Below are 13,247 nucleotides of genomic sequence, written 5' to 3'. Positions count from 1 at the left end.
AATTTGTCGGTGTTTCGAACTAGTGTTCGAAGTGTGGAGTTGGTGGGCGGTCACGATCGCGGGGCGTGGGTCGCCGGTGTGGACATGATCGTTGCCGGGGTGGCGATGGTGCAGTCGGGGTCGGCCGATGAGTTGACCCATCCGGAACTGCTTGCCCAGCTCGACCGCCTCAAGTCCGTGGCGTGGGCGTTGCCCGCCGTCGAGCACCGCATGCTGGCCCGGCTGGCCGTCGAGGCCTCACCGGCCGCGTTAGGCGGCGCCTCGCTGGCCGATGTGCTGTGCAGCCGGCTGCGGATCTCCAAGACCGAGGCGCACCGACGCCTCACCGATGCCGAATTGCTCGGGCCGCGTACCGCGCTGACCGGTGAGCCGCTGCCGCCCAAGCTGCCGACTGTCGCCGCGGCACAGCAGCGCGGTGACATCGGGCCCGAACACCTCAAGGTCATCACCACGTTTTTCGACGACCTGCCCGCCCACGTCGATTATCAGACCCGCGAGGCCGCCGAAGCCGACCTGGGCTGCATCGCCACCGGATTAGGGCCCACCCAGTTCGGTAAAGCCGCCGCCAGGCTGGCAGCGTTGATCGATCAGGACGGGCCCGAACCCAGCGATGCCGACCGGGCCCGCAAACGCTATTTCACCATCGAGCCCCAGGGCCGCGACGGCCTGAGCAAGTGCCACGGGCTGCTGGATCCCGAGGCGCGCGCCACCCTGGAGGCGGTGCAGGCGAAATGGGCCGCACCGGGGATGTGCAATCCCGCCGACCAATCCCCGTGCGTGAGCGGCACTCCCAGCCAAGACGCCATCGACAACGACACCCGCAGCCCGGGTCAGCGCAACCACGACACGCTGACCGCGATGGGCCGCTCGGTGCTGGCTTCGGGCCAGTTGGGTCGGCTCAACGGGCTGGCGTGCACGATGATCGTGTCCACCACGCTCAAAGAACTCGAATCCGGTCGCGGGCACGCCATCACCGCCGGCGGCACCCTGCTGCCGATGTCAACGGTGATCCGGTTGGCCTCGATGTCGTATCACTACCTGAGCGTGTTCGATCAGCACACCAGCATGCCGCTGTATTTGGGCCGCTCTAAACGCATCGCCACCCCCGCACAACGCATCGTGCTGCACGCCAAAGACCGCGGATGCACCCATCCAGGCTGCACCGTGCCCGGCTACGGCTGCCAAGTCCACCACGCGGAAAAGGATTGGGCCGACGGCGGACTGACCAACATCGACGACCTCACCCTGGCCTGCAAACCACACAACCTGCTCGTCGAAACCGGCGGCTGGAAAACGCGAAAACGCAAAGACGGCACCACAGAATGGATCCCACCCCCACACCTCGACAGTGGACAGACCCGGGTGAATCACTACCACCACCCCGAGAGGTACCTCATCGACCCCGACGGCGACGCGGCTTAGCCGTCCGCCTGTGCCGCCGCGTCTGCTTGGGCCGCTGCGTCGGCGGCCGCGCGCTTCATGCCGATCGCGGCCAAGCGCTGCGACACCTCGCGAAGGCCGGCGCTGTCGCCGGCGACCAACGCGCGGCCATGATCGAGAGCCAGCCGACCGAACGCGCAGTCCACACCGAGCCGGACAATGCCGTCGGCCGCGCGGATGTCGCCGAGCCGCACCGCGTCGTGCAAGGCGCGCAGCGCCACCGCCGACTGACCGCCGCGTTCGGCATTGCGTGCCGCCTCACGCGCTGCCGCAATGGCTCCGTGCGGGTCGCGGCGCGCCGACATCGTCCACGCACGCGCAAGCGCCAGCTCTGGCGCGAACAGCATCGACTTCAATCCGTGCCGAGATTCCGCGCGGGACAAGACTTTTCCGGCCTCGGCGGTGGCGCCCTGCTGGCCCAGCGCCTGAGCCAAGAGCATCAAGGCCAGCGGACCCCACGAATAGCCCGTCGGCGATAGCGCCGCGGCCGCGCGCCGTAACAATGCCACCGCGGCCTCGAGGTCACCCTTGGCGATCAGCACATCGGCCACCAGCACCTGACCGATCGCCCGGCCTGGCTGCTGCAGCTGCGCGAAGTCGGTCAACTGCTGACCCAGCTCCTGTGCCCGGTCCAATTCGCCGGACATCAAAAGCGCAGTGGTCTGGCCGAATCCGCTCGTGAACCGGAGCAGTCCCGGGTGCCCGGCGGCCATCGCCCGCTCGGCCATCGTGTCCACCTCGTTGAAACGGCCCATCCGCGCGGCACTCAGAGCCGCTGCTGCTGCGGCCCAGCCGACCGCGACCTCGTCGGCCGACGGCGACGCCAGTACCTCGTCGGCGATCTGCTTGGCGCGACTGGGGCTGCCGGAGTTCATCGCGAACGTCGCAGACAATGCGTCGAGGGTGGTCTGTGCCGCCGGTGACGAGACGCGGCCGCGTGTCGTCCGCAGAAACGCAGTCGCCCGCTCCGGCTCCGAAAGCATCCAGAACTGGTTGGCGGCGCGCGGCAACGCCCATGCCATCAGCTCGGTCTCCGAGAGCTCCGCCGGATCGACCTCGGCGAGCACCCTGTCGGCGTCCAATCCGCGGCCCTGCCACGCCAGCGCGTAGGCCAGCGGCAGGCAGGCCGTCAAGCCGGGCGCCCGCGCAACCGCGGCGCGGCCGAGCCGCTCACTCACTTCCAGGTCGCCAAGGCGCAGCGCTTCCTCGGCGGCGGCGATGAGCTCGGGCACCGGCCGGGGCCGATCACTGTCCAGCGCCAGCACCGCCAGCCTTAGGCGGTCGACAACGCCGCCCGGCGGTGCAGCGGCCAGCCGGTCGACCAGTTCGGTGCGCAGCCGGCGCTGCTCGGGGCCACCCAGCGCATCGCCGACTGCATCGACGAAAAGCCGGTGAGCCGAACGGACTTGGTGCCCATCGACCACGACCGCCCCGGACGCCTCGGCTTGTTCGACGGCGTCGGACCCGGCAAGCGCGGACATGTCGGCGAGCGGCACCGGGTCCTGGACGGCCAGATACTCCAGCACCCGATGAGCCGCCGTCGGCAGGGCCGCGACGAACTCCCCGACCTGGGTCGCCAGCCGACTGTCGTCGTGGCCGGGAGGCTCAACGTCGACGCGGGCCAGCAGATCGTCGCGCCACAGCGCCGATATCTCGTCCGGCACGGGTCCGTCTGCCGTGACGGTGACGATGAGCGTCACCTTGGCGCTGACCGCCAGCTGATAGACCAGCGCCGCCGACAGCCTGTCGAGCAGATGCGCGTCGTCCACGACCAGCATCCGCCCGTCGCTCAGCGACTCGCGCGCGGCTCGCAGCACCGCGGCCGTCTTGCCCGTCTCGGGGACCTCGATGAGGTGGTTGAAGGCGGCGAACGGAATCTTCGGCGTCGTCGCCGCCACCCAGTCGACCCGGGTCAACCGGGCACCGAGCCGCTCGACGGCCGCGCGCGCCAACGTGGTCTTGCCAACACCGCCCGGACCGATCAGCACCGCGCCGGTGCGCGTCCGTAACCCGGTTTCGAGCAGTTCAAGTGCCGGTTCGTGCGGCGCGGTCACCCACTCGACTGGCACCGCCGGAGTCTATGACTACGTTGTGCGTGTGTCCCCAGAACTCGACCGCGAATGGGCGGTGTGCGTCTATTGCGCGTCAGGGCCAACGCATCCCGAACTGCTGACGCTGGCCGTCACCGTCGGCGAAGCGGTTGCCGAGCGCGGCTGGACGCTGGTGTCCGGCGGCGGCAACGTGTCGGCGATGGGCGCGTTGGCCGGTGCGGCCAGGGCGCGCGGCGGACGCACCGTCGGCGTCATCCCCAAGGCTCTGGTGCACCGCGAGGTCGCCGACGTCGACGCGGACGAGCTCATCGTCACCGACACCATGCGCGAGCGAAAGCAGATCATGGAGGACCGCGCCGACGCCTTCATCGCCTTGCCGGGCGGAATCGGAACACTCGAGGAATTCTTCGAAGCCTGGACAGCTGGCTATTTGGGTATGCATGACAAGCCGGTTGTCATGCTCGACCCGCTCGGGCACTACGACGGCCTGCTGGCTTGGTTGCACGGGTTGGTCGACAGCGGATACGTCGCCGAGGGTGCGCTGGACCGGCTGGTCGTGGTCGACGACGTCGAGGTGGCGATGGCGCTGTGCGCACCGGCCGGGTGACGCCTGTCACCTGTGGTTAGGGTGTGCGACAAAACAACAGCGGAGGGGACGCAGCGCATGACCGAGCAGAAGTCGGAGACCCGCAACTCGATCGGGTTGTTCGACATCATCACCCACGTGCCCGGCCTGCTGCTGGACACGCCGACGATTCTGCGCGGCGTCATCACCGGCTTCGGCGCTCGCCCGTCGGCCAAGACGTCGATCGGCAAGGTATTCCAAGACCGCGCCGCCCGCCACGCCGACAAGGTGTTCCTGAAGTTCGACGACCAGGAGATCACCTACCGGGAGGCCAACGAGACCGTCAACCGCTACGCCGCGGTCATGGCCGCGCGCGGAGTCGGCCACGGTGACGTCGTCGGCATCATGCTGCGCAACTCGCCCGAACCGGTGCTGCTGATGCTGGCCGCAGTGAAGTGCGGCGCGATTTCCGGAATGCTGAACTACCACCAGCGCGGCGATGTGCTCGAGCACAGCCTTGGACTGCTGTCCGCCACGATCGTCGTTGCCGCAACCGAGTTCGTCGAGCCGATCACCGAAAGCGGCGCCGACACCGAGGGCCTGGTGACCATCGACGAGTTCAAGCGCCTGGCATCCACCGCCCCGACCACCAATCCGGCGACGACGGCGGCGGTGCTGGCCAAGGACAAGGCCTTCTACATCTTTACTTCGGGCACCACCGGCATGCCGAAGGCCAGCGTGATGACGCACTACCGGTGGCTTCGAGCACTCGCCGGATTCGGCGGCCTCGGAATGAGGCTGACCAGCAACGACACCCTGTACTGCTGCCTGCCGCTCTACCACAACAACGCGCTGACGGTCGCGCTGTCGGCGGTGCTCAACTCGGGCGCGACGCTGGCGTTGGGCAAGTCGTTCTCGGCGTCGAAGTTCTGGGACGACGTGATCCGCTACGACGCCACCGCCTTCGTCTACATCGGTGAGATCTGCGCGTATCTGCTCAACCAGCCGCCCAAGGACACCGACCGCAAACACAAGGTGCGGGTGATCTGCGGCAACGGGTTGCGCCCGGCGATCTGGGACGAGTTCACCGAGCGATTCGGCATCGAGCGCGTGTGCGAGTTCTACGGCGCAAGCGAGGGCAACACCGCGTTCGTCAACGTGCTGAACGTGCCGCGGTCCACCGGCATCTGCCCGACGCCGGTGGCCTTCGTCGAGTACGACGGGGATACCGGTGAGCCGGTTCGCGGCGACGACGGCCGCGTCCGCAAGGTCCGCAACGGCGAGCCCGGCCTGCTGTTGAGCAAGGTCAGCAACTTCCAGCCCTTCGACGGATACACCGACAAGAAGGCCAGCGAAAAGAAGTTGGTGCGCAACGCTTTTCGCGACGGCGACGTCTGGTTCAACACCGGCGACCTGATGCGCTCGCAGGGCTTCGGGCACGCCGCGTTCACCGATCGGCTCGGCGACACATTCCGGTGGAAGGGCGAAAACGTCGCCACCACCGAGGTCGAGGCCGCCGTGGCCACCGATCCTCAGGTCGAGGAGAGCACCGTTTTCGGCGTCGAGGTCGAGGGCACCGGCGGGCGCGCAGGCATGGCCGCCATCCAGCTCAAGGAGGGCGAGGAGTTCGACGGCAAGGCCCTGGCCAAGGCCGCATACGAGCGCCTGCCCGGCTACGCGGTGCCGCTCTTCGTTCGGGTGGTGAAGGAACTGGCGCACACGTCGACTTTCAAGAGCCAGAAGGTGGATCTGCGCAAAGAGGGTTACAGCGCGGACATCGACGACCCCATCTACGTGCTGGCCGGTCGCGAGGAGGGCTATGTGCCGTTCTACGACGAGTATCCGGACGAGGTAAAGGACGGCAAGAAGCCGAAGAACTAGCGATTTGTGTGCGTTCAGGAGCGCTGACGAGCGCAACAAAACGCACACAAATCCCTGGCCCGTAGCCTGGAAGGCGTGCAGTCAACCTTCTGCGGCCGCTCGGTGGCCGGTGATCGCGCCCTGATCATGGCGATCGTGAACCGGACTCCGGACTCGTTCTACGACCGCGGCGCCACCTTCACCGATGAGGCCGCCAAGGCCGCAGCGCATCGGGTGATCGAAGACGGGGCTGACGTCGTCGACGTCGGCGGCGTCAAAGCAGGACCCGGCGACTCCGTCGACGTCGACGAGGAGGTCGCCCGCGTCGTGCCGTTCATCGAATGGCTGCGCGACACCTATCCCGACCAGCTGATCAGCGTCGACACCTGGCGCGCGGCGGTTGCCAAACAGGCCTGCGCGGCCGGCGCCGACCTGATCAACGACACCTGGGGCGGTCACGACCCGGGCCTGGCTGAGGTCGCCGCCGAGTTCGGCGCCGGTCTGGTGTGCTCTCACACCGGCGGCGCAGAGCCGCGCACGCGTCCGTTCCGGGTCAACTACGGCATCTCCGAGCGCGGCGTCGTCGACGACGTCATCGCAGAAGTAACCGCCGCCGCCGAACGTGCGGTGGCCGCCGGGGTGTCCCGTGACGCCGTGCTAATCGACCCGACCCACGATTTCGGCAAGAACACTTATCACGGTCTTAGTTTGTTGCGCCACGTAAAAGACCTTGTAAACACTGGATGGCCCGTCCTGATGGCCCTGAGCAACAAGGACTTTGTCGGGGAAACTCTCGGTGTGGGCTTGACCGAACGCCTGGAGGGCACCTTGGCGGCGACGGCAATGGCCGCCGCCGACGGCGCCGCCATGTTCCGTGTGCACGAGGTGGGGCCCACACGACGCGTGCTGGAGATGGTCGCGTCGATCCAGGGTGTGCGTCCACCAACGCGAACGGTGAGGGGACTGGCATGACACTGACACCAGAACTGCCCGGCACGGAAGTCGTCACCTCACGGTGGCTGGCCGATCACAGCTGGAACCGGCCGACGTGGACGATCGCTGAGCTCGAGGCCGCCAAGTGCGGGCGCACGATCTCGGTGGTGCTGCCTGCCCTCAATGAAGAAGAAACCGTGGGAAGCGTCGTCGAGACCATCACGCCACTGCTCGGCGGGCTCGTCGACGAGCTGATCGTGCTGGACTCCGGCTCCACCGACGACACCGAGATCCGCGCGCTCGCGGCCGGTGCGCGGGTGATCAGCCGCGAGGTCGCGCTGCCAGAAGTGCAGCCGCAACCCGGCAAGGGCGAAGTGCTGTGGCGGTCGCTGGCCGCCACAACCGGCGACATCGTCGTGTTCGTCGACTCCGACCTGATCGACCCCGATCCGATGTTCGTGCCCAAGCTGGTCGGCCCACTGCTCACCACCGACGGCGTGCACCTGGTCAAGGGCTTCTACCGCCGACCACTGAAGGTCAGCGGGAGCGAAGACGCCAACGGAGGCGGCCGTGTCACCGAGCTGGTCGCGCGACCGCTGCTGGCGTCGCTGCGGCCCGAGTTGAGCTGCCTGCTGCAGCCGCTGGGCGGTGAATACGCTGGCACCCGGGAGCTGCTGACGGCAGTGCCGTTCGCGCCCGGCTACGGCGTGGAAATCGGCCTGTTGATCGACACCTACGACCGGCTCGGTCTCGACGCGATCGCCCAGGTGAACCTCGGCGTGCGGACGCACCGCAACCGGCCGCTGACCGAGCTGGCGACGATGAGCCGCCAGGTCATCGCCACGCTGCTGTCGCGGTGTGGTGTTCCGGACTCGGGCGTGGGCCTGACGCAGTTCTTCGCCGACGGCGACGACTACACCTCGCGTTCGTCGACAGTGTCGCTGACCGACCGGCCGCCGATGAACACGTTGCGCTAGCGGGGGCGCTTCCAAACCCGCGAAATAGAATTCCGGGCTGCCAAAAGCGCCGAATCGCGACCAGGAATTCTATTTCGGCGCAGACAGGTGCGCCCGCTGTCGCACCCGTCGGGCAGTATCGAGGGCGTGACCCTGGTTCTGCTGTATCTGGTTGTGCTGGTCCTCGTGGGCATCGTGTTGTTCGCCATCGGCAGTGTCCTGTTCGGTCGCGGCGAACCGCTGCCGCCGCTGCCACGTGCCACCACCGCCACCGTGTTGCCTGCCTCCGGCGTCACCGGCGCCGACGTCGAAGCCGTCAAGTTCACCCAGACATTGCGCGGCTACAAGACCAGCGAGGTGGACTGGGTGCTCGACCGGCTGGGGCAGGAACTCGACCAGCTGCGCGGCCAGCTCGCCGCAGTGCGCGCGGCACACGGTCTCGTCGACGAATCCAAAGATGCCGACGCACCTGCTGAAGGCGCGCATGCGTTGCCGTCCGAGGGCGGGGAGCAACCGTGACAGTGGGCCTTGACGATGATGCGCGGGTGCGCTGCGGCTGGATCGACGAATCACGTTTGGCGCCAGCCGATTTCATCCTCTACCGCGACTACCACGACACCGAGTGGGGTCAGCCGTTGCGCGACTCGGCAGCGCTGTTCGAGCGGGTCACGCTGGAGGCCTTCCAAAGTGGGCTGTCGTGGCTGATCATCCTGCGTAAGCGGGACAACTTCCGGCACGCATTCCACCGCTTCGACATCGAACGCATCGCCCGCTTCACCGACAAAGACATCGCCCGGCTGATGGCCGACACGGGGATTGTGCGCAACCGCGCGAAGATCGATGCCACCATCGCCAATGCGCGCGCGACGGCCGATCTCGACGTCGATCTCGGTGAACTGCTGTGGTCGTTCGCGCCGACGCCGCGACCCCGCCCCGCCGACATGTCACAGGTTCCGGCGGTGACCCCCGAATCGACCGCGATGGCCAAGGAATTGAAGCGGCGGGGCTTCCGATTCGTCGGGCCCACGACCGCCTACGCGTTGATGCAAGCCACCGGAATGGTCGACGATCACGTCGCCGACTGTTGGGTTCCAGCCATCAAAGCCGCCTCGTGAGGAGGCCCTTAGCCGGGTCTTTGCACACCGAACCCCGCCGATAGGGAACAATAGGGGGAAGTTCACTAGCCCGACGCGGGCCAGCTCATGTGGAGGGAGCACTCGATGGCGGCCATGAAGCCCCGGACCGGCGACGGTCCACTGGAAGCAACCAAGGAGGGGCGCGGCATCGTGATGCGGGTACCACTAGAGGGCGGTGGGCGACTCGTCGTCGAACTGACCCCCGATGAAGCGGCCGCCCTCGGCGACGAACTCAAGGGCGTCACCAGCTAGGCCGCACGCCTACGAGCACACCTTGCGGTAGATCTCCAGCGTCTGCTCGGCGATGTGGGCCCAGGAGAATTCCTGGATACAGCGCGCCCGGCCGGACACGCCGTATTGCCGGGCCTTTTCGGGCTCGGCCACCAGCGAGTTGACTGTTTCGGCCAACCGCCGCTCGAAGAACGCCGGGTCGCTCGGGTCGTAGTGAACCAGCAGCCCGGTCTGACGGTCGGCCACCACCTCCGGGATGCCACCGACATCAGAGGCCACCACCGCCGTCGCGCACGCCATCGCCTCAAGGTTGACGATGCCGAGCGGTTCATATACCGATGGGCACACGAAAACCGTTGCTGCTGAAAGAATTTCACGGATCTTGACGATCGGCAGCATCTCGCGCACCCAGAACACCCCGCTACGGGCGCGGGCCAGTTCTTGCACTGCGGCCGTCACCTCCGCCGCGATTTCAGGAGTATCCGGCGCGCCCGCGCACAGCACCAGTTGAATCTCGGGCGCGAAGTGGTGCGCCGCGGCGATCAGGTGGGCGACGCCCTTCTGCCGGGTGATCCGCCCGACGAACGCCACGATGGGCCGGTTGAAGTCGACACCGAGCTCCTCGAGCACAGAGTCGCCGGGCTCTGGATCGACGGGGTACCAGACATCGGTGTCGATCCCGTTGCGCACCACGTGCACCCGGTTGGGGTCAAGGGCGGGATAGGTGTGCAGGACGTCGTCGCGCATGCCCGAGCTGACGGCGACCACCGCGTCGGCGGCCTCGATAGCGGTCTTCTCCACCCACGACGACACCCGGTATCCACCGCCGAGCTGCTCGGCCTTCCACGGCCGCATCGGCTCGAGTGAATGCGCGGTCAGCACGTGCGGAACCCCGTAGAGCAACGCGGCCAGGTGGCCGGCCAGCCCGGAATACCACGTATGCGAATGCACGACCGTCGCCTGCGATGCTGCGTTGACCATGTTCAGGTCCGCCGACAGCGTCGCCAGCGCCGGGTTGGCGCCCTTGAGTGCCGGATCGGTCTGCGCGACGAATACGCCGGGACGCGGCGCGCCCATGCAGTGCACGTCGACCTCGCACAAATGCTGCAGCTGCGCCACGAGCTCGGTGACGTGAACGCCGGCCCCGCCGTAGACCTCGGGTGGATACTCCCGAGTCATCATCGCCACCCGCATGGTGACGACGGTAATCTCCGTGCCGCGCGTATGCAGCCTTGTTTTGAACGTCTTCGGGGCAAGCGCCAAATACCTTGACAGACATGGTGCGAATGCTGGCCCTGGTAGGCGCCGACCGATAGGTTTGGAGCATGAGGGAGTTGCCACACGTGCTGGGCATCGTCCTAGCCGGCGGGGAGGGCAAGCGGCTTTATCCGTTGACGGCAGACCGTGCCAAGCCGGCGGTTCCCTTCGGCGGCGCCTACCGACTGATCGACTTTGTCCTGTCGAATCTCGTCAACGCTCGATATCTGCGAATCTGCGTGCTCACCCAATACAAGTCGCATTCGCTGGATCGCCACATTTCGCAGAACTGGAGGCTCTCGGGGCTTGCCGGCGAGTACATCACGCCGGTTCCGGCCCAGCAGCGGCTCGGCCCACGCTGGTACACGGGCTCCGCCGACGCCATCTACCAATCGCTGAACCTGATCTACGACGAGGACCCGGATTACATCGTCGTGTTCGGTGCCGACCACGTGTATCGCATGGACCCCGAGCAGATGGTCCAGTTCCACATCGAAAGCGGTGCGGGCGCGACGGTGGCCGGCATCCGCGTGCCGCGGGCTGAAGCCACCGCGTTCGGCTGCATCGACGCCGACGAGTCGGGCCGCATCCGCGGCTTCATCGAGAAACCGGCTGACCCGCCCGGCACGCCCGACGATCCCGAGCAGACGTTCGCGTCGATGGGCAACTACATCTTCACCACGAAGGTGCTCATCGACGCGATCCGCGCCGACGCCGACGACGACCACTCCGACCACGACATGGGCGGCGACATCATCCCGCGCCTCGTCGCCGACGGCATGGCCGCCGTCTACGACTTCTCCAACAACGAGGTGCCGGGCGCCACCGAACGCGACCACGGCTACTGGCGCGACGTCGGGACGCTCGACGCGTTCTACGACGCTCACATGGATCTGGTGTCCGTGCACCCGGTGTTCAACCTCTACAACAAGCGCTGGCCGATCCGCGGTGAGTCGGAGAACCTGGCGCCGGCGAAGTTCGTCAACGGCGGTTCGGCGCAGGAGTCGGTCGTCGGGGCGGGCAGCATCATTTCCGCTGCGTCAGTTCGCAATTCGGTGCTGTCGTCCAACGTCGTCGTCGACGACGGCGCGATCGTCGAGGGCAGCGTGATCATGCCGGGCACCCGGGTGGGCCGCGGCGCAGTGGTGCGCCACGCGATCCTCGACAAGAACGTTGTCGTGGGTCCGGGCGAGATGGTCGGCGTGGATTTGGAGAAGGACCGCGAACGGTTCGCGATCAGCGCAGGGGGAGTAGTCGCGGTCGGTAAGGGCGTCTGGATTTAAGCGCGAGCAGACGCAAAGGTTCCCATTTTCGCGGCGTGTCGGGTACTTATACGTCTGCTCGTGACTTGCGACGGCGTCGGCGCAGGATCCGAAACACCGCCCACGCCAGCGCGATGACGGCCACCAACACCAGCACCGGTACCAGGATCGCCAAGAACACCAGGCCGACGCTGGTGGCGTCCTCGAAAGTGCTGAGCACCGGTGCGGCCATTCCCGCCGTCGCAACATTGGCCGCAGGGCGCACAGCCGACTTGGTCAGCGACACCGCCAGCGCGACAACCACACCGACGACGACGGGGATCCATTGCCCTGACTGCGCGAACGCACCCGGGTCGGTGACCGCAGAGGTCTGGGCCGACGTGCCCGACCCGAACACGATTCCACCGGCTGTGGGCCGGACGAACGTCTGGATGGCGTCGTTGATGCTGTCCAGCGCAGGGATCTTGTCCGCGACGATCTCGATGACGAGCAGAACGGCGACGATCGTCATCACCCAGCCGTTCTCCAGCCAGGCCCAGCCGTGCGGCAACGTCACCAGGTCGGTGAACCGGGACAGCAGGCCAAGGGCCAGCAGCGGGATGTAGGCGTTCAATCCCGCTGCGGTGGCCAGCCCGAGGCCCGTCAGCAACTCCACATACGCATTATCAGCCCAGCGCAGCCAAACTGAAGCGACGCAGCCGCTGCGGGTCGGCGTCGATGTCGATCTCGGTGATCTTGTCGCCGACGACACTGAAGCGCAGCACCAGCGCCAGCTTGCCCTGAGGGGCGACGACGATCCCGACGGCGCCGTCAACCACGGCCGGCTCGGCGAACCGTGCGTTCGCTGAGAACATCTGCGCGTTGGCGGCCACGTCTCGCGCGCCTCGGATGGTGGTCGGGGCGCCCGCCGCAGCCGCGTCGACGCGCAACACGACACTGCTGTCGAGCACCGCTAGCAGCGCGTCGAAATCGCCGTCGCGGGCCGCGGCGAGGAACGCCTCGACGAGCTGCCGCTGACGCACGAAATCGCCTGCGGGCTCAGGGGTTTTACCGCGTACTCGCCGTCGGGCGCGCGCCGCGAGCTGGGCGGCCGTGTTCTCCGACCGGCCGACGATCGGTGCTATTTCGGCGAACGGCAGATCGAACATGTCGTGCAGCACGAACGCCAGCCGCTCGGCAGGCGACAGCGTCTGCAGGATGACGAGCAACGCCACGCCGATGGAGTCGGCGAGCTCGGCCTCTTGTTCCGGGTCGACGGCGTCGCGGGCGACGTGGTCGCTCACCGTCTCGTCGAGCGGCTGCTCAGGGTGTGCGCTGCGGGCGCGCAGCGTGTCCAGGCAGATGCGCGCGACGACGGTCGTCAGCCATCCGCGCAGATTGTGAACGTCGCCGACGTCGGTGCGGTTCATCCGCAGCCACGCCTCCTGCACGGCGTCGTCTGCCTCGCTGAATGAGCCCAGCATGCGATAGGCGACCGCGCGTAGGTGTGCGCGATGCTCTTCGAACGGCTGCGTCGTGCCAGGCGTCATATCTCTATGACGGACCGGAGGCGCCGG

13 protein-coding genes are annotated in these 13,247 nt (G+C 67.3%); 9 read left to right on the top strand and 4 right to left on the bottom strand.

The features are described 5' to 3' along the window. Positions 1-84 precede the first annotated feature (84 nt). Positions 85-1,422 carry an HNH endonuclease signature motif containing protein gene (locus VFH65_RS13830; protein ID WP_414688412.1) on the top strand — a complete coding sequence of 446 codons (1,338 nt, stop codon included), beginning with the start codon at positions 85-87 and terminating at the stop codon, positions 1,420-1,422. On the opposite strand, the gene VFH65_RS13825 is transcribed toward VFH65_RS13830, so the two are convergent. After that, positions 1,419-3,509, bottom strand: coding sequence for an ATP-binding protein (locus VFH65_RS13825; protein WP_353322252.1), 2,091 nt, complete (start codon positions 3,507-3,509; stop codon positions 1,419-1,421). The genes VFH65_RS13830 and VFH65_RS13825 overlap by 4 nt on opposite strands. Before the next feature lie 28 nt (positions 3,510-3,537). Here VFH65_RS13825 and VFH65_RS13820 point away from each other — a divergent pair, with 28 nt between their 5' ends. The 7 genes from VFH65_RS13820 to VFH65_RS13790 all read left to right on the top strand — a co-directional run bounded on the left by VFH65_RS13820 (position 3,538) and on the right by VFH65_RS13790 (position 9,193). Further along, complete coding sequence (locus tag VFH65_RS13820; protein ID WP_353322251.1) at positions 3,538-4,098, top strand: TIGR00730 family Rossman fold protein; 561 nt, start codon at positions 3,538-3,540, stop codon at positions 4,096-4,098. A gap of 57 nt (positions 4,099-4,155) precedes the next feature. Next, a complete protein-coding gene (fadD6, locus tag VFH65_RS13815) occupies positions 4,156-5,937 on the top strand; it encodes a long-chain-acyl-CoA synthetase FadD6 (protein ID WP_353322250.1) in 1,782 nt (593 codons plus the stop codon). Positions 5,938-6,063: 126 nt separating this feature from the next. After that, positions 6,064-6,888: a dihydropteroate synthase gene (gene folP / locus VFH65_RS13810; RefSeq protein WP_353322257.1), complete on the top strand. Its 825-nt coding sequence runs from the start codon at positions 6,064-6,066 to the stop codon at positions 6,886-6,888. After that, entirely contained in the window at positions 6,885-7,826 is a 942-nt protein-coding gene (locus VFH65_RS13805; RefSeq protein WP_353322249.1) for a glucosyl-3-phosphoglycerate synthase, read from the top strand. Before folP ends, VFH65_RS13805 begins: the two co-directional genes overlap by 4 nt. Before the next feature lie 126 nt (positions 7,827-7,952). Beyond that, the gene (locus VFH65_RS13800; protein ID WP_353322248.1) at positions 7,953-8,324 is read left to right on the top strand and encodes a DivIVA domain-containing protein; all 372 of its coding nucleotides are present in this window, start codon (positions 7,953-7,955) and stop codon (positions 8,322-8,324) included. A 2-nt stretch (positions 8,325-8,326) separates the two neighbouring features. Further along, positions 8,327-8,920 carry a DNA-3-methyladenine glycosylase I gene (locus VFH65_RS13795; RefSeq protein WP_414688411.1) on the top strand — a complete coding sequence of 198 codons (594 nt, stop codon included), beginning with the start codon at positions 8,327-8,329 and terminating at the stop codon, positions 8,918-8,920. A gap of 105 nt (positions 8,921-9,025) precedes the next feature. After that, positions 9,026-9,193, top strand: coding sequence for a DUF3117 domain-containing protein (locus VFH65_RS13790; protein WP_003406247.1), 168 nt, complete (start codon positions 9,026-9,028; stop codon positions 9,191-9,193). A gap of 9 nt (positions 9,194-9,202) precedes the next feature. Here the strand turns inward: VFH65_RS13790 and glgA are convergent, their stop codons facing one another. Continuing rightward, positions 9,203-10,402, bottom strand: coding sequence for a glycogen synthase (gene glgA, locus VFH65_RS13785; protein WP_353322255.1), 1,200 nt, complete (start codon positions 10,400-10,402; stop codon positions 9,203-9,205). A 95-nt stretch (positions 10,403-10,497) separates the two neighbouring features. Between glgA and glgC the strand changes: the two genes are divergently transcribed. Continuing rightward, positions 10,498-11,712 carry a glucose-1-phosphate adenylyltransferase gene (gene glgC / locus VFH65_RS13780; protein WP_353322247.1) on the top strand — a complete coding sequence of 405 codons (1,215 nt, stop codon included), beginning with the start codon at positions 10,498-10,500 and terminating at the stop codon, positions 11,710-11,712. A 46-nt stretch (positions 11,713-11,758) separates the two neighbouring features. Here glgC and VFH65_RS13775 read toward each other — a convergent pair whose 3' ends face one another. Both VFH65_RS13775 and VFH65_RS13770 read right to left on the bottom strand, forming a co-directional pair. Continuing rightward, the gene (locus VFH65_RS13775; RefSeq protein WP_353322246.1) at positions 11,759-12,346 is read right to left on the bottom strand and encodes a DUF4126 domain-containing protein; all 588 of its coding nucleotides are present in this window, start codon (positions 12,344-12,346) and stop codon (positions 11,759-11,761) included. 10 nt (positions 12,347-12,356) lie between these two features. Continuing rightward, entirely contained in the window at positions 12,357-13,220 is an 864-nt protein-coding gene (locus VFH65_RS13770; RefSeq protein WP_353322254.1) for a sigma-70 family RNA polymerase sigma factor, read from the bottom strand. Between the last annotated feature and the right edge of the window lie 27 nt (positions 13,221-13,247).

The sequence above is a fragment of the Mycobacterium sp. genome (assembly GCF_035697385.1).
Lineage (GTDB): Bacteria > Actinomycetota > Actinomycetes > Mycobacteriales > Mycobacteriaceae > Mycobacterium.
Note: the sequence above shows the minus strand (reverse complement) of the source record. Positions and strands in the feature narration are given on the sequence as shown.